This window comes from Psychrobacter proteolyticus, assembly GCF_003350005.1.
Taxonomy (GTDB): Bacteria; Pseudomonadota; Gammaproteobacteria; order Pseudomonadales; family Moraxellaceae; genus Psychrobacter; species Psychrobacter proteolyticus.
In genome coordinates, this window is sequence record NZ_QLKS01000005.1 from 20,514 (window position 1) to 44,811 (window position 24,298).

The 24,298-nt window shown below is 42.5% G+C and carries 21 protein-coding genes; 7 read left to right on the forward strand and 14 right to left on the reverse strand.

The features are described from left to right. Positions 1-82: 82 nt before the first annotated feature. Positions 83-700, reverse strand: a complete 618-nt coding sequence (wrbA, locus tag DXK30_RS10515) for an NAD(P)H:quinone oxidoreductase (protein ID WP_114701670.1) — start codon at positions 698-700, stop codon at positions 83-85. A 256-nt stretch (positions 701-956) separates the two neighbouring features. Here wrbA and DXK30_RS10520 point away from each other — a divergent pair, with 256 nt between their 5' ends. The 3 genes from DXK30_RS10520 to DXK30_RS10530 all read left to right on the forward strand — a co-directional run bounded on the left by DXK30_RS10520 (position 957) and on the right by DXK30_RS10530 (position 5,578). Beyond that, the gene (locus tag DXK30_RS10520) at positions 957-2,540 is read left to right on the forward strand and encodes a YihY/virulence factor BrkB family protein (RefSeq protein ID WP_114701671.1); all 1,584 of its coding nucleotides are present in this window, start codon (positions 957-959) and stop codon (positions 2,538-2,540) included. Further along, complete coding sequence (locus tag DXK30_RS10525) at positions 2,533-4,149, forward strand: DUF2254 domain-containing protein (protein WP_227670789.1); 1,617 nt, start codon at positions 2,533-2,535, stop codon at positions 4,147-4,149. Before DXK30_RS10520 ends, DXK30_RS10525 begins: the two co-directional genes overlap by 8 nt. Positions 4,150-4,303: 154 nt before the next feature. Beyond that, positions 4,304-5,578, forward strand: coding sequence for a cation:proton antiporter (locus DXK30_RS10530; RefSeq protein WP_114701672.1), 1,275 nt, complete (start codon positions 4,304-4,306; stop codon positions 5,576-5,578). 79 nt (positions 5,579-5,657) lie between these two features. Here the strand turns inward: DXK30_RS10530 and DXK30_RS10535 are convergent, their stop codons facing one another. Genes DXK30_RS10535 through DXK30_RS10545 form a run of 3 tightly spaced genes read right to left on the reverse strand, consistent with a single transcriptional unit; the run spans position 5,658 to position 8,543 of the window. Further along, entirely contained in the window at positions 5,658-6,206 is a 549-nt protein-coding gene (locus DXK30_RS10535; RefSeq protein WP_114701673.1) for a DUF2127 domain-containing protein, read from the reverse strand. Continuing rightward, the gene (locus tag DXK30_RS10540) at positions 6,199-7,410 is read right to left on the reverse strand and encodes a dihydroorotase (protein WP_191114803.1); all 1,212 of its coding nucleotides are present in this window, start codon (positions 7,408-7,410) and stop codon (positions 6,199-6,201) included. Before DXK30_RS10540 ends, DXK30_RS10535 begins: the two co-directional genes overlap by 8 nt. A 59-nt stretch (positions 7,411-7,469) precedes the next feature. Continuing rightward, positions 7,470-8,543, reverse strand: a complete 1,074-nt coding sequence (locus DXK30_RS10545; protein ID WP_114701674.1) for an aspartate carbamoyltransferase catalytic subunit — start codon at positions 8,541-8,543, stop codon at positions 7,470-7,472. A 388-nt stretch (positions 8,544-8,931) separates the two neighbouring features. Here DXK30_RS10545 and DXK30_RS10550 point away from each other — a divergent pair, with 388 nt between their 5' ends. Next, the gene (locus tag DXK30_RS10550; protein WP_114701675.1) at positions 8,932-9,915 is read left to right on the forward strand and encodes a class 1 fructose-bisphosphatase; all 984 of its coding nucleotides are present in this window, start codon (positions 8,932-8,934) and stop codon (positions 9,913-9,915) included. Positions 9,916-10,017: 102 nt separating this feature from the next. Next, positions 10,018-10,812, forward strand: coding sequence for a TrmH family RNA methyltransferase (locus tag DXK30_RS10555; RefSeq protein WP_114701676.1), 795 nt, complete (start codon positions 10,018-10,020; stop codon positions 10,810-10,812). Positions 10,813-11,017: 205 nt separating this feature from the next. Here the strand turns inward: DXK30_RS10555 and DXK30_RS10560 are convergent, their stop codons facing one another. The 8 genes from DXK30_RS10560 to DXK30_RS10600 form a co-directional block, all read right to left on the reverse strand. Further along, positions 11,018-11,950: an electron transfer flavoprotein subunit alpha/FixB family protein gene (locus tag DXK30_RS10560; RefSeq protein WP_114701677.1), complete on the reverse strand. Its 933-nt coding sequence runs from the start codon at positions 11,948-11,950 to the stop codon at positions 11,018-11,020. 152 nt (positions 11,951-12,102) lie between these two features. Then, positions 12,103-12,852, reverse strand: a complete 750-nt coding sequence (locus DXK30_RS10565; protein WP_057758837.1) for an electron transfer flavoprotein subunit beta/FixA family protein — start codon at positions 12,850-12,852, stop codon at positions 12,103-12,105. A gap of 449 nt (positions 12,853-13,301) precedes the next feature. Then, the gene (locus tag DXK30_RS10575) at positions 13,302-13,871 is read right to left on the reverse strand and encodes a DUF421 domain-containing protein (protein WP_114701679.1); all 570 of its coding nucleotides are present in this window, start codon (positions 13,869-13,871) and stop codon (positions 13,302-13,304) included. A 267-nt stretch (positions 13,872-14,138) separates the two neighbouring features. After that, complete coding sequence (locus DXK30_RS10580) at positions 14,139-14,351, reverse strand: cold-shock protein (RefSeq protein WP_057758834.1); 213 nt, start codon at positions 14,349-14,351, stop codon at positions 14,139-14,141. A 363-nt stretch (positions 14,352-14,714) separates the two neighbouring features. After that, entirely contained in the window at positions 14,715-15,146 is a 432-nt protein-coding gene (locus tag DXK30_RS10585; RefSeq protein WP_101204855.1) for a hypothetical protein, read from the reverse strand. A gap of 297 nt (positions 15,147-15,443) precedes the next feature. Next, complete coding sequence (gene ilvC / locus DXK30_RS10590) at positions 15,444-16,460, reverse strand: ketol-acid reductoisomerase (RefSeq protein WP_101204856.1); 1,017 nt, start codon at positions 16,458-16,460, stop codon at positions 15,444-15,446. 134 nt (positions 16,461-16,594) lie between these two features. Further along, entirely contained in the window at positions 16,595-17,092 is a 498-nt protein-coding gene (gene ilvN / locus DXK30_RS10595) for an acetolactate synthase small subunit (protein WP_057758828.1), read from the reverse strand. Then, on the reverse strand, positions 17,092-18,804 hold the full coding sequence (locus DXK30_RS10600; protein ID WP_197411831.1) for an acetolactate synthase 3 large subunit: 1,713 nt from the start codon (positions 18,802-18,804) through the stop codon (positions 17,092-17,094). Before DXK30_RS10600 ends, ilvN begins: the two co-directional genes overlap by 1 nt. Before the next feature lie 987 nt (positions 18,805-19,791). Between DXK30_RS10600 and DXK30_RS10605 the strand changes: the two genes are divergently transcribed. Beyond that, positions 19,792-20,289: a DUF4124 domain-containing protein gene (locus DXK30_RS10605; RefSeq protein WP_114701680.1), complete on the forward strand. Its 498-nt coding sequence runs from the start codon at positions 19,792-19,794 to the stop codon at positions 20,287-20,289. Positions 20,290-20,316: 27 nt separating this feature from the next. Here the strand turns inward: DXK30_RS10605 and DXK30_RS10610 are convergent, their stop codons facing one another. Continuing rightward, on the reverse strand, positions 20,317-22,140 hold the full coding sequence (locus DXK30_RS10610) for an NAD(P)H-hydrate dehydratase (protein ID WP_114701681.1): 1,824 nt from the start codon (positions 22,138-22,140) through the stop codon (positions 20,317-20,319). Positions 22,141-22,382: 242 nt separating this feature from the next. On the opposite strand from DXK30_RS10610, the gene queG reads away from it, so the two are divergent. Then, the gene (gene queG, locus DXK30_RS10615; RefSeq protein WP_114701682.1) at positions 22,383-23,540 is read left to right on the forward strand and encodes a tRNA epoxyqueuosine(34) reductase QueG; all 1,158 of its coding nucleotides are present in this window, start codon (positions 22,383-22,385) and stop codon (positions 23,538-23,540) included. A gap of 145 nt (positions 23,541-23,685) precedes the next feature. On the opposite strand, the gene lysM is transcribed toward queG, so the two are convergent. Next, positions 23,686-24,195, reverse strand: a complete 510-nt coding sequence (lysM, locus tag DXK30_RS10620) for a peptidoglycan-binding protein LysM (RefSeq protein ID WP_057758817.1) — start codon at positions 24,193-24,195, stop codon at positions 23,686-23,688. Positions 24,196-24,298 lie beyond the last annotated feature (103 nt).

A 24,298-nucleotide genomic window follows, 5' to 3' on the forward strand; every position in this document is an offset into this window, starting at 1 on the left:
GGTTATAACCGAGTGGTCATAAGCATTGAATCGTAGATTTTTAAACTTAGACGATTCTAGACAGCAGGTTTATAAAAGTTGCTTATCGGCTCCAATTAGCCTGTGCTAATGCAGCCGCCGTAATCGCTAAACGGCGACCCTGCGCAATACCCAAATCTCGCTCGTCAGCAGATATTGGCTGATCATGCGATGCTCCGCTGACATGACTGGCACCATAAGGTGTGCCACCGCGATGAGTACGGTTCAATGCTGGCTCTGCATAGGGTACACCTACGATGACCATGCCGTGATGCATCAGGGGCAACATCATCGTCAACAATGTCGTTTCTTGGCCACCATGCATGGAACCTGTCGCCGTAAATACTGAGGCTGGTTTGTTTTGTAGGTTCCCTGCCAGCCATAAGGTCACGGTATTGTCCCAAAAATACTTCATAGGTGCGGCCATATTACCAAAGTGCGTTGGGCTACCAAGCGCTAGACCGCTACAGTCCTTGAGATCATCCATCGTACAGTACAAGTCACCCTCATCAGGTATCGCAGGCTTACTTGACGTGGTTTCAGGTGCCACTGTCGGTACCGTACGGATACGCGCGGTCATGCCAGCATCTTCAATACCTTGAGCGATAGCATATGCTAATGTCTTAGTCGTACCGTAATTAGAATAATAAAGCACCAAAACATAAGGGTCGGTCTGACTCATTAGCAAAGCTTCCTTATAAAATCGTTAACCATACTAGCCACCAAAAATGCGGCGAAATATACGGCTAACTGGCATTGTAGAATATGTGCACATTATGCCCGAGTCATTCACTGTCATGCAAATAACCATGATTGATAACCTGACTTATATTGTATCTAATGTGCTACATGGTGCATTTTGACACAATTAAACCGCAGATGATAACCGTTCATCTTTGTTACACTATTGTCACTCTTACTTTTGCTTAATGGTCGACATGGAAAAATTATCTCAAAAACTCCCGTTTTTACAACAGCGTTGGTTTCAGTTCTTACGGTTTTTGACTCGGCATTTTTTTGAAGATAATTGCCAGCAAAAGGCAGCTTCACTGACATACACTACTATGCTATCGATCGTACCGGTATTAACGGTATTACTGATGATTTTATCATCTGTACCAGCACTCGCATCAGTTAGAGCGCAGATTTATGACGTCATTTATAGCAATCTGTTGCCGCAATCGAGCATGCAAGTTAGTGAGTACATTAATAGCTTTGCCGAAAAGTCATCTAATCTAACCATTATCGGTGCCATGATTTTATTCTTTACAACTATCATGACCTTGACCACTATCGAGCGCGCGTTTAACCAAATCTGGCGAGTAGAAGATCGCTCTGGTGGCATTAAAAGCATGCTGCGTTATTGGACTATCGTTACGCTAGGCCCGTTGGTATTGGGTACCGCTTTTATCGCTTCAAGTACCGTACAGAGTTTGAGTTTTCTCAATCGTCAAATTGCTGGCTACGGTATCGACTGGAGCTTTTGGGTACAAATGGTGTCGATTGGTATCACCATGGCAGGCTTTATCGGTATGTATTGGTTTATTCCAAAGGCACGCGTACCAGCAAAGAACGCAGCCATCGCTGGTGTGTTCGTGGCCATTGTCTTTGAATTAATGAAGCATCTGTTTGGTACAGTAATGGCTAACTTTACCAGCTACGAAGCGATTTACGGCGCTTTTGCCGCATTGCCTATCTTTCTACTATGGATCTATCTGTCGTGGAATTTAATTTTACTGGGTGTTGAAATAAGTTATACCTTGACGATTTTTGAGACAGAAGAAGTTTACCCTCGTCACCCGTTACTCAGCTTGCTAGACATGTTGAACTTGGTCTATACCCACCACTTAAAAGGTGAAGCCGTTAGCGAGCAAGCACTGCGTAATGTCTTAGGTCGCAAAGAGCTGCCGAAATGGTATACCTATATTAACTACCTACAAGACAGCAATCTTATTACCATGACGGATGATGATGACTATGTGCTCAAAAAAGACCTGAGTAGGATGACGTTATGGGACTTTTATCGTACCTTGCCCTACCCACTTCCTATCAAGGACGAGTTGGATGAGATGAAATTGGAAGGTCAAAAGCCTTGGCTAAGTTTACTGGTAAAACGCTTTGAGAATACTGAAGCGTATGCCAAGCAGCAACTGCATCTACCGCTGAATGCTATCTTTGCCAATAGTGAACCGCGTAAACAATCTACTAGCAAGCATGGCGATGACCGTAAACTATTTAGAAAAACTTCTGCTGCAACTGAAAACGTACAACGACATGATAGTCTAGATGGACATGGTCAAAGTGCTTATAACGGTAACAGTGCAAAACTTGAAGCCTCACCGCACCTAGAACCGATGGCTTATGACAAAGACAGTGATATTGAGTATGACGATCACGACAACGAAGCCATCATACCTCTGGGAACTGGTGAGAGTCATGCTGAGACAGATATGACCAGACGTGCGCACAAAAACGCTATTATTACGGAAGCAGATAACCCTAAGGCTCATAACAGTGAATAAAGATAATGGAGACAGTACCTGGACACGTACTATCAATGCAGGTCAACACAGGCTTAAGCAGCTTACTAAGTTGTGGTCAATACAAACGCTGACTGATTTGCCTGATCGCATGAATAATTTGTGGCAATGGCTGATTGGCTCTTATTGGTTTATCCCAACAGCCTGTGTCATCGTCGGTATTTTACTTGCCCCTTTACTCGTAGCGATTGATCAGCATTTTGACCGTGAAACGGTAAAAGAGATCTCTTTTGCCTTTACTGGTGATGACGAAGCGGCACGCGCTATTATGACCGCTATCGCTGGTGCAGTACTGGGCGTGGCAGGTACAACGTTTTCGATTACAATCGCCGTCCTGTCGATGGCATCTTCACAGTTTGGTCCAAGACTACTACATAACTTTTTGACCGACACACCAAACCAGTTTGTCCTTGGCGCTTTTATCGGTACATTTAGCTATAGCTTACTGGTACTAAAGTCTATCCATAAGTCTGACGTAGCTTTTGGTGTGCCGCAATTGGCAGTAACTTTTGCTATTATCATGGCGATTATCTGTGCGCTGCTCTTGGTTTATTTTGTACAGCATATGGTGCATGCCATTCAAGCGTCACACGTCATTCAAAATGCTAGCAACGATGCGATTGTAAACATTTACTACTGGTATAACGATCGATGTGATATTCAACATCAACGGGATGCTGAGCACCATGATACCGAGCAGTTCCAAAACTGGCCTGCTATGCCGATTTATTCACCAAATTCAGGTTATCTACAGCAAATTTACCTTGAGTCATTGATTGCGCTGTCACAAGATTATGGCGGCGTGGTACAAATGCATGCCAATCTCGGTAATTACGTCACCGATAAAAACGTCATTGGCTACTTTTATCAGCGGCCTGCATCTCATTCAAATAATCGCCAAAGGACAGCAACCCCGCATCTGGCAGTGATACCAAGAGCGCCTGATGGACTGTTTTGGCAACGTCTGGCAGGTTGCCTACGACTTGAGCAACGATTGGCGCACTCTAACGACATTGCCTATAGCTTAGGTCAAATGACGGAAATTGCTGTACGCGCACTATCCCCTGGTATCAATGATCCAAAGACTGCGGTCAATTGCGTCCAGTCTCTAACCAGCTGTCTGAGTATCATGATGCGTCGCCAGCCACCAAGCCCTTATCACTTTCACATACCGCAATCAGAGACTAACGATAGCTCTGAAACTACTATCAAACAGAAGCGACTGGCCATATTGGCACTAGTCACTCATATCCCAAAGATTTCTGATTTTATCAATGTATCACTCGGTGAAATACGTCGTTATGCAGCTGCTGACCTAATGGTCTTAAAAGCATTATGTCAGGCAATGGTCAATTTGAACTATGCACGAGTAAACAGCGCACAGCAGCAAACGCTATTACATGAATTGCATCTGATTCAGCGAGCTGGTGAAGAGAATTTAAATTATCAAGAGCTGGTCGATGACTTGGTCGCTATGTGCGAACAAGCCAAGCAATTTATCCTTGATAACGATGCGCAACACAAGCATTTTAATTACGTGAGTGAGTTTGAAGCCGATATTCGTCAAGCGTTACAGACACAGTCTAGTTAATGATATAACCAATGAACTGTTTAGATAGATGGCAGTATCAGCCCTTATAAACACATTACTTATAATCACAACCCCTATAGCCAACAACACTTATAACATCCCTATAAGCCCTGCGCTTTAGATACTTTTTATATTCATATGAGACCTACTTTTTATGGCATCTGCAACCAGCCTCACCATCCTAGAAATCAGCGCCATATTTTTGTCGATTACCGCTTCATTAACTTATATCAATCACCGTTTTATTGGTTTGCCGACCACTATCGGTGTCATGGTCATCTCTATCTTACTGTCAATCGGTGCGATATTTTTAGGCTTCTTAGGGTTTGATCAGCTGATTGATTACGAAGTCAGTTTATTGGAGCAGCTTGATTTTACCGAAGTACTCTTAGACGGCATGCTATCGATGTTACTATTCGCAGGCGCATTACACGTCAATATTGGTGACTTGAGACGCTACAAGCTACCTATCGGCATCCTTGCCGGACTTGGTACGATCATATCGGCGATGCTCATTGCGACTGCGATTTATTTTATGTTGCCGTTGTTTGGTTTCGGCCTGCCGTTTCTCTGGTGCCTGTTATTTGGGGCGCTTATCTCCCCTACCGATCCTATTGCTGTAATGGGTATCCTATCGTCAGCAGGTGCTCCAAAGAGCATCGAGACTGTCATCGCTGGCGAGTCATTGTTCAATGATGGTATCGGCGTGGTTATCTTCGTCTTACTGCTGGGGATTTTATCTAGCGGTGATATCCCTACTGCCAACTACGTCGCTCATACATTGGCGGTTGAAGCTGGTGGCGGTGTTGTATTCGGACTGGTGCTTGGGGCGGTTTTGTATTACTTACTCAAGAGCATTGATAGCTATCAAGAAGAGGTCCTATTAACATTAGCAGGCGTCATCGGTGGCTATGCGCTGGCCAGTCATTGGCATTTATCAGGGCCACTCGCCATGGTCATGATGGGTCTGATGGTTGGTAACCGCGGGCGTGCGCTTGCGATGAGTGATCAGACGCGTCATTATATTGATTTGTTCTGGGAATTGATTGATGAGATTTTAAACGCCATTCTATTTGTGCTCATCGGTTTAGAAGTGGTGATGATTGCTTATTCAGGCAATTTATTTATTGCGAGTGGTTTGACGATTTTAATTGCGCTCGTTGCTCGATTTATCGTGGTAGGTATGACGACCAAGACCTTGCATCGTCAGCTTGATTTGCCTACAGGCGCATGGAAAGTTCTGACATGGGGCGGTTTACGCGGTGGTATTTCGGTCGCGTTAGTATTACAGCTACCGATAGGGGCTGAACGCGAGATTCTATTGGCACTCACTTATGCGGTGGTGATTTTCTCCATCTTGGTACAAGGTCTGAGCGTTGGAAAAGTCGCTAAAAGCATTCGTACGGATGAAAAAACAGTAAACGTATAAGCTAAAAATATAGCAGGCACAAAAAAATCCAGCATCAGATACTTGTCTTATGCTGGATTTTTTAACTTAAATTTAAACGCTATATCAAGCCCTTTCGTTTCATATTGCGATAAACCACAATAATAATTAGCAGATTAGAAACCAGTATCCCAAGCTTAAACCAGTCAAATGGGCTAACGATCAGATAGTAGATTTCTATAGGAATAAATACCCCGTAGCCTAGTACCCCGAACCAATACGCCCATGTTTTGTCATGCCATAAACCATAAGCTTCGAGGAAGCGCAGGCTGGCATATGCAAATATCAATAATAAAAACATCGGCCAGTTTTTGCTTGCCTGCTGAGCAATACGTACGGCACTATCGATTTGCGGGGCAAGCAGATGACCGAAGCTGCGCTGCCAAGTAACCGTTGCAGTCGTCAGCCAATGCTCAAGATTGGTATGCCACCACCATAATGCCCCTGCTCCTAGTAACGCACCAACCCCTTTCACTACCTCATAAATGGCCACCGCTTTAATAGACTCACTAGCCGTACTGCGCGATTTTTCTTGCTGACCATTCATGGTAACCCCTTTATCCTTCGAGGATGGCGGCAGACGGTCATCCTGTCGGGGCAAATTAGCCAAAGAATGTCTCCACAACACGTCCTTGCAACTGCTGATTGAAAAACGGCGTGTTTTTACCACTCGATAGCATCGATTGCGCGGTTACTTGCCACTCAAGGTTAGGATCAACCAATACTGCACCGCCGATAGCTTCATACTGCTCACTAATACCTGCGATTTTTGCAGGATTTAGGCAGATTTTATCTACTAATTGCGAGAGTGTTAACACCTCATCATTTACCAGCTGACAAGCTAGCGCCATAAAGGTATCAAAGTTTGAGATACCTGGCGTACTCTCAGCAAACGGTGCTTTTTTGGCGGTGCTATTTAGTGGCTCGTGATGACTACAAATAGCATCGATAGTGCCATCTTTTAAGCCACGGCGAATTGCCTGCTGGTCAGTATTACTACGTAGCGGTGGCAATACATATGCCTGAGCATTAAAGCCTTCAAGGTTATCATCAGTTAAGTAAAGCTGATGCATCGCAACATCACACGTAACAGGCAGACCTTTGTCTTTTGCCCAGCGCATGAGCTCGATAGAGGACTTACATGATAACTGGCTAAAATGAGCAGCGATTCCGGTCTCTTCAACCATCAATAGCTGCGTAGACAACGCAACAGTTTCCGCAATCCAAGGAATCCCTTGCAGACCATGATAAGAAGCAATATAGCCCTCATGTGCCACACCGTCTCCAGACAGACTTGGCTCATCAGGATAAAAGAATACTTTCATGCCAAAAGTCGCCGCGTATTCTAGTGTACGCAGCAATACTAAATCATTACGAAAAGGTCTACGCGCATTAGATACTGCGATACAGCCGCCCTTTTTAAGCCCTGCGATGTTAGACGGTCGTTCGCCCTCTAACCCTGTGGTCAATGCACCCAAAATATGCAAGTAAATCCCGCCATCACTCAAGGCACGCTCACGTAAACCTTTTAAGAGTGAGCCATTTTCTAAAATAGGATTGGTATCAGGAGGTGTGACTACATGCAAAAATCCATTACCACGAGCAGCGCTGCCTTCTGATTTTAGCGTACCGTGTTGCTGTTGGCCTGGCTCACGCAAGCGCGCGCATAGATCTACTAGTGGTGGTAATAACCACATCTCACGGCCAGAATCGAGTGTAGATAGTTTTTCTGTTGCAGTTTGTGGCAATGCATCTTTAAATGCTTTTGGTAAATGGTCAAGAATAGGTGCATCAGTATTAAGCATGGTAGACATAACGTTATTACCGTATCAATAAAATGAAATAAATGAGAATAAGTCGCGCGGCATGCTGTTTACTTGCCAGCCGCTTGATGAGCACGTTGACCTTCCATCGCAAGCGATAAGACCGCCATTCTAATAGCAATACCGTTATTTACCTGCTTTAAGATAACGGATTGTGCGCCATCAGCCACACTAGAGGCAATCTCAACACCGCGGTTCATCGGTCCCGGATGCATCACCAATGCATCAGGCTTGGCAAGCGCTACCCGCTCTGGCGTGATCCCATAATGCTTATAGTATTCACTCGATGATGCCAAGAGCGGCGAACCGATACGCTCATTTTGTATTCTTAATCCCATGATCACATCACAGTCAGTGACACACTCGTCCATGTTTTCATATACTTGTACACCGAAACGCTCGATACCTTTGGGCAGTAAAGTGCGCGGCGCACAAACACGGATGTCTGTCACACCTAGCGTTTGCAATGCACTGATATCAGAGCGTGCCACGCGTGAATGCTTAATATCACCAACGATCGCGATAGACAACTCTTCAAATGGGCGCGGTGCCTCACGGTGAATGGTCAACATATCGAGCATTCCTTGAGTAGGATGCGCATGCCAGCCATCACCGCCGTTAATGATTGCGATATCAGGCGTCACTTCTGTCGCCATAAAATGCGCGGCACCTGATGCTGAATGGCGTACCACAAAAATATCCGCGGTCATTGCCTGTAGATTCCACAGCGTATCACGCAGACTCTCGCCTTTTTTGGTACTAGAACGTTCGATATCGATATTGAGTACATTGGCACCCAAGCGTTTTTCTGCCACCTCGAATGTCGTCCGGGTACGCGTCGATGGTTCGAAGAACAAATTCATTACTGTATAACCGTCTAACTCAGGACGATTGATTAGCTGTCCATTTTCATCAAAAAAAGTCTCTGCTTTTGCGATAATAGCTTTGAGCTGTGCTTTATTAAGACCTTCAACACCTAAGAAATGCCTAATACTGCCATCGGTGTTGAGCTGCGGACGACTTAGTGAGGTATTGAGCCTTTGATGAATCGTATTGGGATCAAATTTTGCATAATCAGTCGGTGAGACTGGTTGTGTAGCGCTACTATCGATAGAATTTGACATAATGGCGAGTCTTTATTGTGGGTTTATATGAGTCTATAGTAATCACTTATTCATCTTTGTTCGATCATTTATCACTGATAGGCATAGATACAAAGGACATTTTGACGCTTATTTGCTACAATTTACCGTAATCAAATTCGACCAAAAATAGCCTCAGCAGACAATCAGAAAGCGTGAGTAGACATGCTGTATTCTCATAGAGAATAATTCTGACAAAACTATAAATGAATAACAATAGATATAGTGTAGCCGATTTTGTGGTCGGGACAAAGATTCCGTATTAGCTATTTAAGAATTTACCTATTTCAGGTGTGCTAAATGCCACCTACTTCTTTACTTTGACACCTATCCGTTCTTTTACTTTCCACACCATTTATTAGGAAGCCTTATGACGACCTTAGCAGACTATCTAAACCAACATGCTACTAGCCCTGCACTTAACGACGTGATTACCACTGTCACTGATGTCGGTAAGACGATTTCACAACTGCTCAGAAAAGGCGCTTTAGCAGACATTTTGGGCGAAGCTGGTAATCAAAACGTCCAAGGCGAAGATCAGAAAAAGCTCGACGTACTGGCCAATGACTTATTGCTAGATGCATTGGCAAAAAATACACATTGTGCTGGCGTCGCTTCAGAAGAGCTCGATGACGCGACCCCTGCTAATGATGACGGTAGCCTATTGGTGTTATTTGACCCATTAGATGGCTCATCAAATATTGATATCAATATGGCAGTAGGTACGATTTTTTCTGTTCTACCGTATGAGCGCCAAGGTCAAACCAGTGAAAACAGCGACTATTTGCAAACAGGTAACAAACAGCTAGCAGCCGGTTATCTATTATATGGTACCTCTACTGTCCTAGCGCTAACCATCGCTGATAAAGTCGTTATGTTTAGCCTAGATCCAGAGACTTCTGACTATGTGCTGATAGAAGACAATGTTCAAATCGATGCCGATACAAGCGAGTATGCTATCAATAGCTCAAATTATCGCTACTGGCGCGCGCCGATGCAGCAGTACATCGATGAGTTAATCGCTGGCGAGACTGGGGTACGTGGACGTGATTTCAATACACGCTGGGTAGCAGCCATGGTTGGTGACGTCCATCGTATTTTATGTCGCGGTGGTCTGTTCACTTATCCGTTTGATACTAAATACGCTCACAAAGCGGGTAAACTACGCTTGATGTATGAAGCCAACCCAATGAGCTTATTGATTGAACGCGCAGGTGGCGGTGCGACAGACGCCGTCAACCGTATCCTAGATATCGAACCGACTGATATCCATCAACGTGTCCCTGTGGTACTCGGTAGTAAAAACGAAGTCAATTATGTGAAAGACTTACACGTCAATTATTCTGAAAAATAATTGATTGACGCACTTGTTAAGAATAGCTAGCAGAATACTAAATCAATAGGCATTGTGCTGGTTATTTAAACGACTCCTTTACCCTTCTCTAAGCGATCCACTATGGTATTAAATCCCACCGAGCTGATTACCTCAGATAAGAACACAACAGTGAAGCTTGTGAAAGCACTGTTGACCCAAGCACGCCAGCGTAAAAAGAACGGTCAGACAGTCATAGAAGGCGTCCATTTGATAGATGCTGCGCTGCGTAGTGATTATCCTTTCGCCCAGATACTACTGTCTGAGTCAGCGCGTAGCCACCCTGAAGTTCAGCAGGTATTAACTCGCCTGCCCACTTATACGCCTATTCTTACTTTGTCAGATGCACTTTACGAGAGTATTCGTAGCTTGGGTACTGGCATCGATATCATGGCGATAATCAAAGTACCAACGCCTAGCCTATCGATGATCGATGAGGACAGCTTAATCTTAAACGACGTGCAGGATAGCGGGAATGTTGGTACGCTGCTACGCACAGCTGCAGCCGTTGGTATCCGCAATATTCTATGTACCAGTGCGACCGCTCAAGCGTGGTCTCCTAAGACGCTACGAGCAGGTATGGGTGCACAGTTTGCACTGACTATCTATGAGGGCTTGAGTGCGCAAGATATTTTGGATCACGTACAAGTGCCGCTTTTGGCGACTAGCTCACATACAGATACTATCATCTACGAGCACGATTTATCTGCACCTGTGGCATGGATTATGGGTCACGAAGGCCAAGGCGTTAGCGACGAGCTAATGCAATGTGCCACGCCGATAGCATTACCGCAGCCAAATGGGCAAGAGAGCTTAAATGTCGCTATTGCAGGGTCTTTATGTCTGTATGAGACCTTACGTCAAAGACAATACTCTTAACGTCCTTTATAACTGCTATCAAAACCCTATCTATCAAGCATAAAAAAACCCACTACCAATTGATAGTGGGTTTTTTATTATCTGTCTACTACTGATATAGTCAAAGAAGTCTAAAACGGATACAAAGCAGCCGACTGTAGATTATACAAGTAGTACATCTAAGGAGGGTAACGCCGTAGCCGTTTAGTAGTTCTATGACTATATATTAAACCTTGCTAGTTAGCTCAGGTAATGCTTCGAACAAATCAGCTTCTAAGAAGTAATCAGCAACGCTAGCAATAGGGGCTTCTGGGTCATTGTTGATAGCAACGATGACTTTAGAATCTTTCATACCAGCCAAATGCTGAATGGCGCCTGAAATACCAGCTGCGATATATAGCTGCGGTGCAACGATTTTACCCGTTTGACCAACCTGCATATCGTTTGGTACATATCCTGCGTCAACAGCAGCACGTGATGCACCAACAGCAGCGCCTAGCTTATCAGCCAATGGCTCAATGTACTTGGTGAAGTTTTCACCGTTTGCCAAGGCACGACCACCAGAAACAACGATACCAGCTGAGGTCAATTCTGGACGATCAGACTTAGCCATTTCTTCGTTAACGAAGCTAGCTTTGCCAGTTTCTTGTACATTATCGATAGTTTCAACAGTAGCTGAACCGCCTTCGCTTGCCACTGGGTCAAACGCAGTAGTACGTACTGTTAGTACCACTTTGTCTTCTGTGGTTTTTACTGTCGCTGTCGCATTACCTGCATAGATAGGACGCTCAAACGTTTGCGCATCTATCACACCTGAGATTTCAGACAGCATACTGACGTCGAGTAACGCTGCAACGCGTGGCATAAAGTTTTTACCAGTCGTGGTTGCAGCTGCTAGGATATGGCTGTAATCACCAGCGATATCAGCAACCAATAGCGCCACGTTGCCTGCCAATTGATGCTCATAAGCAGCATTGTCAGCCAATAGTACTTTAGTCACGCCTTCTGCTTTTGCCGCTTCATCAGCAACAGCTTGGCTACCACTACCAGCAACCAATACATGGATATCATCACCCATTTGCTTAGCAGCAGCGATGGTGTTTAAAGTTGCCTTTTTTAGACTGGCATTGTCATGTTCTGCATATACCAAAATTGCCATGGTTTTAGTCCTTTATATATTCGTATTATCTATTCATGCGGTTGTTTGTGTACAAAGCTATTTGAGCAACTATCATTTAGTATGAAATAAAGCAGTCAAATTCATAGCCTTGCACAAGATATGCCGTAGCGAAGTATCCAATCATTAAAACATTAAATGACTTTTGCTTCGTTTCTTAGCTTATCGACCAACTCATCAACTGACCCTACTGTAATACCAGCTTTACGGTCAGCAGGTGGCACGACTTTAATAATTTCTTGCTTAGATGTCATATCAACACCGAAATCAGCTGGTGTTTTCTCATCAAGTGGTTTTTTCTTCGCTTTCATGATGTTAGGCAATTTAGCATAACGTGGCTCATTCAAACGTAGATCAGTCGTGATAACCGCTGGCAAATCAAGTGCAACAGTTTGTAGGCCACCATCGATTTCACGTGTTACGTTTACTTTGTCGCCTTCAACTTTCACTTCTGATGCAAATGTACCCTGACCGATACCCATCAATGCCGCTAGCATCTGACCGGTTTGGTTGTTGTCATCATCAATCGCTTGCTTACCTAATAAGATAATATCAGTGCTTTCAGCTTCGGCGATACTTTTTAGAATCTTAGCCACTTGTAATGGATATGGTTTTTCGTCACTTACAACTAATACACCACGGTCAGCACCTAGCGCTAGGGCTGCACGAATCTGCTCTTGTGACTCTTTTGGACCGATTGAAGCAACAATGATCTCATCAATGACGCCAGCTTCTTTCAGACGAACCGCTTCTTCTACTGCGATTTCATCAAAAGGGTTGATTGACATTTTAGTGTTTGATAAGTCAACGCCAGAGTTGTCGGCTTTTACACGAACTTTTACGTTATAATCAATGACACGCTTGACCGCTACTAATGCTTTCATACGTTCCTCGTTTATTAATGTTATGAGTTAAAAATTGTCAGTTAAGAACCAAAGGTTCGTTGTGGTTCAAATTGTCGTTCAAAATACTGCTCAAGGTTATTACTACATCAACAGAATATTGTTAACTAAGAAAGATGAGCCAATATCTAAGAGCATATTAGCATTGTATCTCTTACTAATGAAATCTGCTAAAGCTAAGCCAACCGTTATTATCAGACCTATGTATCTTGCGTCAGCAGGCAGATAAGGTCAAGACAACGCCGTGAATAATGCGTCATAAATTTGTCAACACTCTATAATAAATAGTCTATAAGCACATCATTTCACGATTTTTATTGTTCAGTAGCTTAAAATACTTGTACCTTTATAGCATTCTAAGCCTTAGCTTTACTTAATATTTTGTTATTATTTATCTCTTCAAAGTTAACGGATGAGAATAGTTAGGCAAGCTAGACCTGCGAATTACCATTCTTACTAGCACCAAGCAATAATTCACTATCACGTATATCATCAAATAAAGACCAATCAGGTTCAACGTCATTATTCTTGATAACACTCATATCACCTGTCGTCTCCATAATCACTGCAAACACTTCTGTTTTCGCTTTGATACCATTTTTACGTAGCACTTCCTGCACATCGCTGGTACTAAGATTAGCCTCTTTTAAATTATCATCTAAATACTCACCATGAGCCATTAGGATAATAGCTTGGTTATCTATCAAAGCTTTTAGCGGCTTGATCTTACGTCTGATAACTGAAATAACGCCCTGAATCAAGAATAGCACCGCAACAGCAAACAATCCTTGAAATAGAGAGGGTTTATCTGACAACACTGTCGACGCCAATATACTACCAATACCAACGGTCATTGCAAAATCATGGCTTGATAACTTGGAAAAACTGCGTAAACCCATCAGTCGAGTAAACAACATCAGCCCTACGTAAAAGCCTACAGCAGATAAAGAAATCCCGAGCACCTGTTGCCAGTCAATTGAAAGCCAATTTTCCCACTTCATAATACAACCTTATCTATTACATCTTTATTAAATCATTGTTCGCTATTACCTGATGATGTTGACCGTCAAAATCAATAGCACCTTACATTAGCAACACTTTATCATGCCAAAAAAGCCCCATAAAAAAAGCAACCTGATAAGAGGTTGCTTCTTTTTAAAGTCGATACAGTATTTTTATTGTTTTAACAAACAAAGTAATCAATGCGTATTGATAATCTTATTGTCATTAAGCTTACTGGCAAGCAGTTAGCCTAACAATAAATGAGATTAGATAGCTTCGATTTGCTCAGCTTGTGGGCCTTTTTTGCCATCACCTAAGATGAAAGACACTTTTTGGCCTTCGGCTAGAGTTTTGAAACCGTTACCTTGGATAGCGCTGTAGTGAGCGAATACGTCTTGTCCGCCGTTGTCTTGAGCGATAAAACCAAAACCTTTAGCTTCATTAAACCACTTTACAGTGCCTTCAACTTTATCTGACATAAATTTTCCTGACTCTTTAACTGTTGGCGAGACTTGTGTCATCACCGATTAATTGATATATACCCTAATATTTTCTGCTAAATGCGGCGGCCAAAAATGCTAAATGTTCTTAAAGAAAATTTGGATTTTTTGCCTCAAATATTTTGAGTACAGTCTGATTATAACAGTTTTCCATGGTAGGAACAGTCTAAATTGCTGATTTTTGTAAATAAATACTAACCATTGTTGCAATTTAACATCGATAGTAATCTTACCCATATCTCATTGATATAAAATAGTTTTTATTTATAGACGTACTACAAATTCATCAGTAAACCACTAATTAAATAAGTCGACATAGATGATAGTAGGTTGGAATATCAGTTACTGCAATGGTGATGTTGGTAGCCATGCTGAACTCAATACAAGCAAACATAACGCAAAAAACACCAATGAAAATGACTGACTATAGGCAATATACTTGGCTGGAATGACCAAATCTTTAGGAGAGTCAGGGATGCCTTTGCGCTTCAGCAGCTTGGTACCATATATCCAACCAAAGGTCGTGTATATGCCATATGCTGCAGGCACTGCGATAGCTAACGGGGTCAAATCAATAACGTATAAAATCACCACTGATATGAAGAACCATAGAGTATCTAACAATGAACTGACTTTGAAGAACTTAGATTGAGGCAGTTTACCATCGGTCTGTTTGAGCATCTCCCCTTCTATCCAAATTAAAACTGCTACCACAGCGCTAAGAGTAATATATACGAATTGCGGCGTTAGCCAGTCTGAATAAGATATTTGCACAGCATACAACCTATTATCTATAGAAAGTGAGAATGAAGCATCCGTCCGCTTCGAATACTTAGAAACGGGTTGGAACAATGACGAATATTGATCGCAAAGGCACTTTGGCCAATGTTAAGATGCCTGCTTATATTGGGTAGCCATTACTGGTTTTCAACCGATAACCCAGATTCAAGTCAAAGCGAAAAGCGCCTACCAAATACTTTGCATAAAAAAACCCATGCTATCAAGTGATAACATGGGCTATTTAATCTAAATCAGATTATTATCTGAATAAGACTTTTATCTGTATAAAACTTAGTTTTTGTCTTTATCGATGATTTTGTTACCACCGATCCATGGCATCATGCCACGTAGCTTAGCACCAGTGATTTCGATTTGATGATCAGCGTTGTTACGACGACGCGCAGTCATTGATGGATAGTTGGTTGCGCCTTCAGAGATGAACATCTTCGCGTATTCACCAGACTGGATGCGTTTTAGTGCATTACGCATAGCTTCACGTGACTGCTCATTGATAACCTCAGGGCCAGTAACATATTCGCCATATTCAGCGTTGTTACTAATTGAGTAGTTCATGTCAGCGATGCCGCCTTCATACATCAAGTCAACGATTAGCTTTAGCTCATGTAGACATTCGAAATAAGCCATTTCTGGTGCATAGCCCGCTTCTGTTAGCGTCTCAAAGCCCATTTTAACCAGCTCTACTGCGCCACCACAAAGTACGGCTTGCTCACCGAATAGATCCGTTTCAGTCTCATCTTTGAACGTTGTTTCGATGATGCCTGAACGACCACCACCAACACCAGCAGCATACGACAATGCTAACTGTTTGGCTTGACCAGAAGCGTCTTGATAGATAGCGATAAGATCAGGGATACCGCCGCCTTTAGCGAACTCTGAACGTACAGTATGACCTGGTGCTTTTGGTGCAACCATAATGACATCAAGATCGCCACGTGGTACCACTTGGTTATAATGAATCGCGAAACCGTGAGCAAAAGCTAGTGTAGCGCCTTCTTTGATGTTTGGCTCGATTACATCATTATAAAGCTCTTTTTGGAATTCATCAGGCGTCAAAATCATGATAACGTCAGCAGCTTTTACCGCTTCTTCTACTTCAGCGACTTTTAGACCAGCATTTTCAGCTTTTTTCCATGAGCTTGAGTTTGCGCGTAGACCTACAGTTACATCGACGTCTGAATCTTGTAGGTTAAGCGCGTGTGCATGGCCTTGTGAACCGTAACCGATAATGGCAACTTTTTTACCTTGGATAATAGATAGGTCACAATCTTTGTCATAATAAACGTTCATAAATAGAGTCCTTGTTCTCAATCATGGCTTGCCATGGATAGTAAACGCTTATGCTGTAGTCAATATAATAACTAAGATAAGCGCTTTGTTGATTAGATAAATAAATATTGGTTTAAACTGGTTTTGATAAATAATTAAATGCTTAGGGTCTTTTCACCGCGGGCAATACCAATCACACCTGAGCGAACCACTTCCATAATGCGCTCACGGCCAATCACATCGATAAAACCATCAAGTTTGGCTTTGTCACCCACGATTTGAATCGTATATAAGTTAGAATTTACATCGACGATTTGTGCGCGGAAAATGTCTGCGCTACGTTTGATCTCTTCACGAACACCGCCTGTTGCACGGACTTTAATGAGCATCAATTCACGCTCAACGTGTACGTTCTCCGTCAGATTAAGCACTTTAACCACTTCAATCAGTTTATGCAATTGTTTGGTGATTTGCTCAATTCTTTCAGGTGACGTAATGGTCGTAACCGTTAGACGTGAAATACTTGGGTCATCAGTAGGCGCGACGTTCAAAGTTTCGATATTGTAGCCACGTTGTGAGAACAAGCCGACTAACCGCGACAACGAACCCGCTTCGTTTTCCATCAATACCGAAATCAGATGTTGTTGTTGCATTAGGTACGCTCCCCTTTTGTTAACCACATATCACGCATGGCCTGTCCAGCGATTTGCATTGGATATACATGCTCATTACGATCGACGTAAACATCGATAAATACCAGTTTGTCTTTCATAGCCATTGCTTCAGCTAATTGTGCTTCCATGGTTGCAGGGTCAGTAATTTTGATACCGACATGACCATAGCTTTCAGCCAATTTGACAAAATCTGGTAAGGAGTTCATATAAGACTGGGCATGACGACCTTCATACAGCATATCTTGCCACTGCTTCACCATACCTAGCTGCGCATTGTTAATGTTCAGAATTTTAACTGGTAAGTTATATTGCAAGCAGGTCGATAGCTCTTGGATATTCATCTGAATAGAGCCTTCACCCGTGATACAAACCACATCACGCTCAGGATTGGCAAGTTTGGCAGCCATTGCATACGGCAGACCAACCCCCATGGTACCAAGACCACCTGAATTCAGCCATTGACGTGGCTCATTGTAAGTATAGTAAAGTGCCGCAAACATCTGATGCTGACCAACGTCACTTGTGATAATAGCGTTACTGTTAGTCACTTTATCTAGAGCTTGTACGACACTTTGTGGCTTAATGCCATTATCTGTGCTGGTGTCATAACGTAAGCCATGACGCTTACGCCACTCATTAATTTGTGACCACCAATCGAGCAATGCGTGCTGCTCTAACTGCTTGTCTTGACCAACAATCTCTAGCATGTCTGTTAAGACCGACTTCACATCGCCTACGATAGGAATGTGCGCAAGAATCGTTTTTGAGATCGAAGCAGGATCGATGTCGATATGAATGATGGTTGCGTTAGGGCAGAATTTTTTAACGTTATTGGTCACACGATCATCGAAACGCGCGCCGACGGCCAAAATCACATCAGCATGGTGCATACTCATATTGGCTTCGTAAGTACCGTGCATGCCAAGCATACCTAAGAACTGACGATCAGAGCCAGGGAATGTACCAAGACCCATCAAAGTATTAGTCACTGGTAAATTCAGACGATGTGCAAGATCTGTTAACTCTTCGTGCGCATTGCTCCAAATCACACCGCCGCCTGCATATACAACAGGACGCTGCGCTGCTAATAGCGTTTCAATGGCTTTTTTGATTTGCCCGCTGTGACCTTTGAGTGAAGGCTGATACGAACGTATAAATACTTCTTCTGGATATTCGTAAGCGAATTTTTCGCTAGGCGCAGTCATGTCTTTTGGCACATCAATGACAACAGGGCCTGGGCGACCAGTCTGGGCAATATAAAATGCCTTTTTTACAATCATTGGAATTTCGCTAGCATGGCGTACTTGGAAGCTATGCTTAACGATAGGACGTGATACGCCTACCATATCTGTTTCTTGGAAAGCATCTTCACCGATTAGGCTGCTTGGCACCTGACCTGCGATTACAACCATTGGTACAGAGTCCATAAAGGCAGTAGCAATAGCTGTCACGGTATTGGTCGCACCAGGGCCTGATGTGGCCAACACGACGCCAGTATTACCAGTCACTCGCGAATAAGCATCGGCCATGTGGCCCGCTGCTTGCTCGTGACGTACTAAGATGTGCTCAATATTTTCTTGCTGAAACAGCGCATCATAAATGTGTAAGACCGCGCCACCTGGATAGCCAAAGATATACTCGACACCTTCGTCAGTCAGTGCTTGCACCAGCATTTCAGCGCCCGATAGCATCACAGGCTGTGCACTACCTTCTGCAAGACGTTGTTGCTTTTGTTCAAAATTTTTGGCGGCATTACCCGTTTGGGTATGTCCCGTCATGTTCGGACTTTGCGTGGTTTGCGTCACTGTCATCACCTTTTTTTGCGGCGAGAATTTGCGGGATTCTATGAGTAAAAATAATTACTTACCGTCGTTATTTTCACTTACTGAATGATCGCTAATTCTTGTCCATATCAAGAATATCTGCGTAATAGGTTTGATTAAAACTGTCTCATAGGACAATACTAATCAAACATAGCAGTGTATTTTAGGTCAGCTTTGTGATGGATGTTTATCGATATACAGTGACAAGATGCGAGTGCATCTATAAAAGAGAGGCTTATTATTGAGATTTGATACTAGCAAGTACCTATTGTGACTTTATTTGTGTGACTTTATTTGTACAGATGCATCGATATATACAAGCAAAAAAACTTCATAACCAATGCCAAATTATAAGATCTTTAGAACTTACAATAGGCTTTTGGGAAATTTCTTAACGGCGTACTATATCGCGTTTGATACAACTGCTAAAAACACATTTAGCACATTTCAAATAATAAGTTTATCTTAGTCATTGTAGACAGATAAGTCCGGAGACAATGTATCGCTATCAACAGTGGTCGTTGTGCCACCATACTTGCTATATCATTATCACAAAGGAAATAAAACTGCATAAGCTACCGATAAGTAACTTGTAGTTCTCTTTCTCAAGTGCCACGGCCACATCGTAAAAGCCGCTCACTGACCAATCAACTGCTATTATATTCGATGGTTTATGAGTTATTGTCAAGAAAAACTTCTGACGCCTACATATAACTATTGGTTATATAACATCCAATATATATAATTATTATTTTTCGATATTATAAGATGATGTATTATGATTACTAATAAAACGTTTGAGTGTTATATTTATACATATACATTTGTTTTTTATTAAATAAGAGGATTGCTACTATGGCATATGCGTCTAAGATAAATACCGCAGCCAAACTATTAACAAGTACCGCGTGTATGCTAATGTTGTCCATGAATGCCAGTCAGGCTATTCAAGTTTATAAATCTATTGGGGCACATGGTGAAGTAAAATATAGCCAACATGCGCCGCAAGTCGGTAAAAATATCGAACTGATTGAGTTTCGTAGTGACGGTAGACAGAACAATGCAGGACAAATGGCAGGAAAGACCGATCCTAATCAAAGCAGTAATACACAGACTGCAGAAGAGCAGCGAGTAGCAGCACTTGAAGCACGTATTAAAGAACAAGAAGCTCAGGCTAACGCTCAGCGCTGCCAATCATTGCGTAACAATTTAACCAATCTTAATGTAGGCGGCCGTATATATGAAATGGATGCCACTGGTAAACGTCAATACCTAGATGGTCGTGAGATTGAGCTTAAACGCGAGCGTGTACAGCAAGCGATCACTCAGTACTGTGCTAACCCATCGAATTAGGAATACTCGCATTCGCTTGAGATAAGTTTAAACTAGCATAAGCTGCATTACGTGACGAATGGCTGCTGGCATATCTTGAGCTTGTAGCCCTCGTTGCCCCACTAGCAATGTATTGGTGTCGTTATTCGATTGATTTACTAATACATCTCCTGCAAACCCATGTATAAGAACTGCTTGATGTAAGCTACGTGCCTTTGCTGATAAATCTTGCTGTGCTAATAGTCCCGCGGTCACCCCAGATAACACATCGCCCATGCCAGCGGTTGCCATGCCAGCATTCCCTACATCACAGACGTATACGTTTTCTCTTCCTTTTTCTTGCTCTAACACTAACGATCCTGCCCCTTTTAATACCCAATCACCGCCATATGTTGCGGCGCACTTTTTTATAGCTTGCAGTCTATTTGACTCAATCTCACTTATCTTTTGATCAAGTAATCTAGCTGCTTCACCACTATGCGGCGTCAAGCAAACCCGACGTTTAGTACTATATTCTCGTAGCTCTGTTGCCAGCTGATGATTGTTCCTGTGCAGTGATGCTAGGTGATAAAGTCCATCTGCATCAATCACGATTGATTTTTCATTCTCTATAGCAGCCTGTAAATACTCAATAAATAATGCTTCGGCTTTTTTATCACGGCCAAGTCCCATCCCAATGGCAATGACACTGGCCTGCTTAATCAGACCTTTTACTCCGCTTACGTCATGTAGATTAATAGTCATCGCATCTGGCAATGAGGTCAATAGTGACCCATGAAAAGCCTCATGGCAGGCAACAGTTATTTTACCAGCACCTGTCGCCATTGTACTGGCCGCAGACAATATGGCAGCACCGCCCATACCTTGTGAGCCATCAACACGATTTCCACCAATGACTAGCACATGACCATAGCTACCTTTGTAGCTGTTTTGGTGGCGCGGCTTCATACTATGTGCAGCCGTCAGCAGCGTGGCAACTGGCTCAGATGCTTGACTGGCATTTTTCTTAGCTATCGTGTTATTGCTGGCTGTTTTCTGAAGTACCATCTGATAAGGTATCAACGGTATGTCGACTACGTCTCCGCTATAGTCTGTACCATCTTTAGTATGCAGACCAAACTTGCGTGCAATCAAACATAGAGTCACGTCAGCTTGTATTGCTATGCGTTCGAACACCTCACCAGTAGAAGCCACTAACCCACTTGGAATATCGACTGCTATTGCTAAGGCGTTATTTTGCTGAGTAAGACTATTGAAGGTATTGATAGCTAATTCATAAATGCCTTCTGGTGCACGATCTAAGCCAATACCAAATAATGCATCGATATAGACATCAGCTGGTAAGTCTTTCCTATTTGAATCATCGTGACTAACAATCTCTTCAAATCGCTGATAGTGACAGCTGCTCGCTAAAGCTATCTGTAATGCCTTTGTCGCGTCAGTAATATTGCTACTATCGCTATCTTTATTGTTAGAAGTTTTAGAAGTTACTGATTGATCATCGATAACAAAATCATTTTCACTAAAACCAACCGTTACTACTTCTACTTGCCAGCCAACTTGCTGTAAATAATGAGCGATGAGCCAGCCATCACCACCATTGTTACCTTTCCCTACCCAGATACTTGCTCGACGTGGATGAGCACTACGGTGATAAACGTTAGTGTTGGTAGAATGGCTAGCACTGACGGTTTTTCGCTCATAAACCTGTTCTATTTGCTGTGTCATTTGCCAAGCAGCTTGTTTCATCAAACCAAAACTATCGTATCCCTCTGCAAACCAAGCGTGCTCCATCGCATAAACCTGCTCACTACTATATAGCGCAATAGGTTGTGTATTTTTTATAGGTGATAAATGGGTATTATTTCTCATAACTCATCCTTGGTGTTGCTACTAATTTTTATTTTATCTAAATTTGGTTGCTTATTTCTCATATCAGCTTAGCAAAAGCTTATCTCGACTTATGTATCAATATGAATGTGAGTTTATTTTCTTTTATACTTGCACTCATTGCTCACTGGCTTATCATAGCGGTATTTATATTATCTCTGATTGTCAGATATGAATAATCTGATTAAAACAAACGAGAAAACATCTAATAAGCACCTACTCTCATGCCTACTGATAAAAACAGAATTACCATTACTAATCCAACTGTGTTTGCAACTACAGCTGATGTTAAGCAGTGGATCAAAGCACAAGCACAGGCACTAGGATTTGCTGATTGTGGTTTTTTATCTGTGCATCATCCTTTGTTTACTCAGCAGATTGAACAACTACAGAAGTGGCTTGATAAAGGTTATGAGGGTCAACTGCAGTTTATGCACAATAATCATGATCTGCGCGCTAACCCTGATCAGCTCGTCGAGGGTGCAAAGACCATCATCAGCGTACGTATGGATTACCTAACCCAAGCACCCACACCCCGTGCTGTCACTGATAATGATCACCCCAATAAAGGCATCATTGCGCGTTATGCAAGAGGGCGCGACTACCATAAGACAATGCGGAGCCGTTTAAAGCAATTGGCTTTGAAGATAGAAACAATGCTGCCTAAATGGCAACATTTGGATATCGGTTCAGAAAAAGAATTTGTGTTTAGACCTTTTAGCGATTCGGCGCCTATCTTTGAGAGGCCGATTGCAGATGCAGCAGGTCTCGGTTGGACAGGCAAACATACATTACTTATAAATAAGCAAGCTGGCTCATTTTTTGTGCTCGGTGAGCTATTTTTAAGCCTTGAACTACCCGACGACAAACCGGTCAAGGAGCATTGCGGTAGTTGTAGCGCTTGTATTGACATATGCCCTACTCAAGCAATTGTAGCGCCCCATGAGCTCAACGCCTCTGCTTGTATCTCTTATTTAACTATCGAGCATGATGGCGTCATCGATACCAAATATAGACGCGCAATTGGCAATCGGGTCTTTGGCTGTGATGATTGCCAGTTAATCTGTCCATGGAATCGTTATGCCAATCTAACTACTGTTGATGACTTCGCACCAAGGCATGGATTAGATAATAGTAGCTTGCTTGAACTATGGCAGTGGCAAGAAGCCGACTTTATGAATAACACTCAAGGTAGCCCGCTTAGACGTACCGGCTATGTGAATTTTTTACGTAATATCGCTATCGGACTTGGCAACGCTAATGCCAACTTAGAAGTAGTCGAACAATTAAAATCTAAATTGACCTTACATAATGACATGCTAGATGAGCATATCGAATGGGCTCTAGCTGAGCAGCACAATAAGCTAGACTCAACCAATTAACCAATCACTTTATGACTATCAAATATTCCTGAAATAAAATGGTTATTTGACATATACAATATAAAAAAGCCTCTTAATAATAAGAGGCTTTCTTGGCTAGAATGTTATATTCAAAATACTATTTTTCTATACACTTCTTCTAGAATTATGGCTTCGGAATGCGTAATACTTGGCCTGGATAGATTTTATCTGGATCAGATAACATTGGTTTGTTTGCTTCGAATATCTTCATATAATCGCCAGATGAACCATACACTTCTTTAGCGATTTTAGATAAACTGTCACCAGACTTTACCGTATACATTGTAGATTCAGGTGCATCTTCTTCGATATCGATGTTATCAATAACTTTCGCAACGTTTTGCACGTTACCGATAGCGATAATGGCTTTTTCACGGTCAGCTTGAGTTTTAGCATTACCACTGATTTCTGCAGTATCTGTAGAACCATTATATTTAATTTTTAGGTTACTGATATTGAGGTTCTGCTGCTGAATACGGCGCAACAAAATATTGGCCACTGATTGTGCACTCGGCTCACTGCTTTGTACTGGTGTATTGGCATCTGCTTTCGTTTCTGTCTTAGCATCATGCTTTTCGTCATCACGGTTAAAAATCTTATCACCGATATCTTTTGCAAAGCTAAACATACCCATATATCTACTCCTTGAAATATTATTATTTGTCATTCTTTTAATAAAACACGCAATCAAACAATATTTTCAATGTCTAACTGGCATCTTTTTCTACGACTTACTA

Excerpts from the sequence above, each read along its gene's own strand:
- wrbA (WP_114701670.1), bottom strand. The coding sequence starts at position 700 with ATGAGTCAGACCGACCCTTATGTTTTGGTGCTTTATTATTCTAATTAC.
- DXK30_RS10520 (WP_114701671.1), top strand. The coding sequence starts at position 957 with ATGGAAAAATTATCTCAAAAACTCCCGTTTTTACAACAGCGTTGGTTT.
- DXK30_RS10530 (WP_114701672.1), top strand. The coding sequence starts at position 4,304 with ATGGCATCTGCAACCAGCCTCACCATCCTAGAAATCAGCGCCATATTT.
- DXK30_RS10540 (WP_191114803.1), bottom strand. The coding sequence starts at position 7,410 with ATGTCTACCATGCTTAATACTGATGCACCTATTCTTGACCATTTACCA.
- DXK30_RS10545 (WP_114701674.1), bottom strand. The coding sequence starts at position 8,543 with ATGTCAAATTCTATCGATAGTAGCGCTACACAACCAGTCTCACCGACT.
- DXK30_RS10550 (WP_114701675.1), top strand. The coding sequence starts at position 8,932 with ATGACGACCTTAGCAGACTATCTAAACCAACATGCTACTAGCCCTGCA.
- DXK30_RS10555 (WP_114701676.1), top strand. The coding sequence starts at position 10,018 with ATGGTATTAAATCCCACCGAGCTGATTACCTCAGATAAGAACACAACA.
- DXK30_RS10560 (WP_114701677.1), bottom strand. The coding sequence starts at position 11,950 with ATGGCAATTTTGGTATATGCAGAACATGACAATGCCAGTCTAAAAAAG.
- DXK30_RS10565 (WP_057758837.1), bottom strand. The coding sequence starts at position 12,852 with ATGAAAGCATTAGTAGCGGTCAAGCGTGTCATTGATTATAACGTAAAA.
- DXK30_RS10575 (WP_114701679.1), bottom strand. The coding sequence starts at position 13,871 with ATGAAGTGGGAAAATTGGCTTTCAATTGACTGGCAACAGGTGCTCGGG.
- DXK30_RS10580 (WP_057758834.1), bottom strand. The coding sequence starts at position 14,351 with ATGTCAGATAAAGTTGAAGGCACTGTAAAGTGGTTTAATGAAGCTAAA.
- ilvC (WP_101204856.1), bottom strand. The coding sequence starts at position 16,460 with ATGAACGTTTATTATGACAAAGATTGTGACCTATCTATTATCCAAGGT.
- ilvN (WP_057758828.1), bottom strand. The coding sequence starts at position 17,092 with ATGCAACAACAACATCTGATTTCGGTATTGATGGAAAACGAAGCGGGT.
- DXK30_RS10600 (WP_197411831.1), bottom strand. The coding sequence starts at position 18,804 with ATGCTATCGGGCGCTGAAATGCTGGTGCAAGCACTGACTGACGAAGGT.
- DXK30_RS10605 (WP_114701680.1), top strand. The coding sequence starts at position 19,792 with ATGGCATATGCGTCTAAGATAAATACCGCAGCCAAACTATTAACAAGT.
- DXK30_RS10610 (WP_114701681.1), bottom strand. The coding sequence starts at position 22,140 with ATGAGAAATAATACCCATTTATCACCTATAAAAAATACACAACCTATT.
- queG (WP_114701682.1), top strand. The coding sequence starts at position 22,383 with ATGCCTACTGATAAAAACAGAATTACCATTACTAATCCAACTGTGTTT.
- lysM (WP_057758817.1), bottom strand. The coding sequence starts at position 24,195 with ATGGGTATGTTTAGCTTTGCAAAAGATATCGGTGATAAGATTTTTAAC.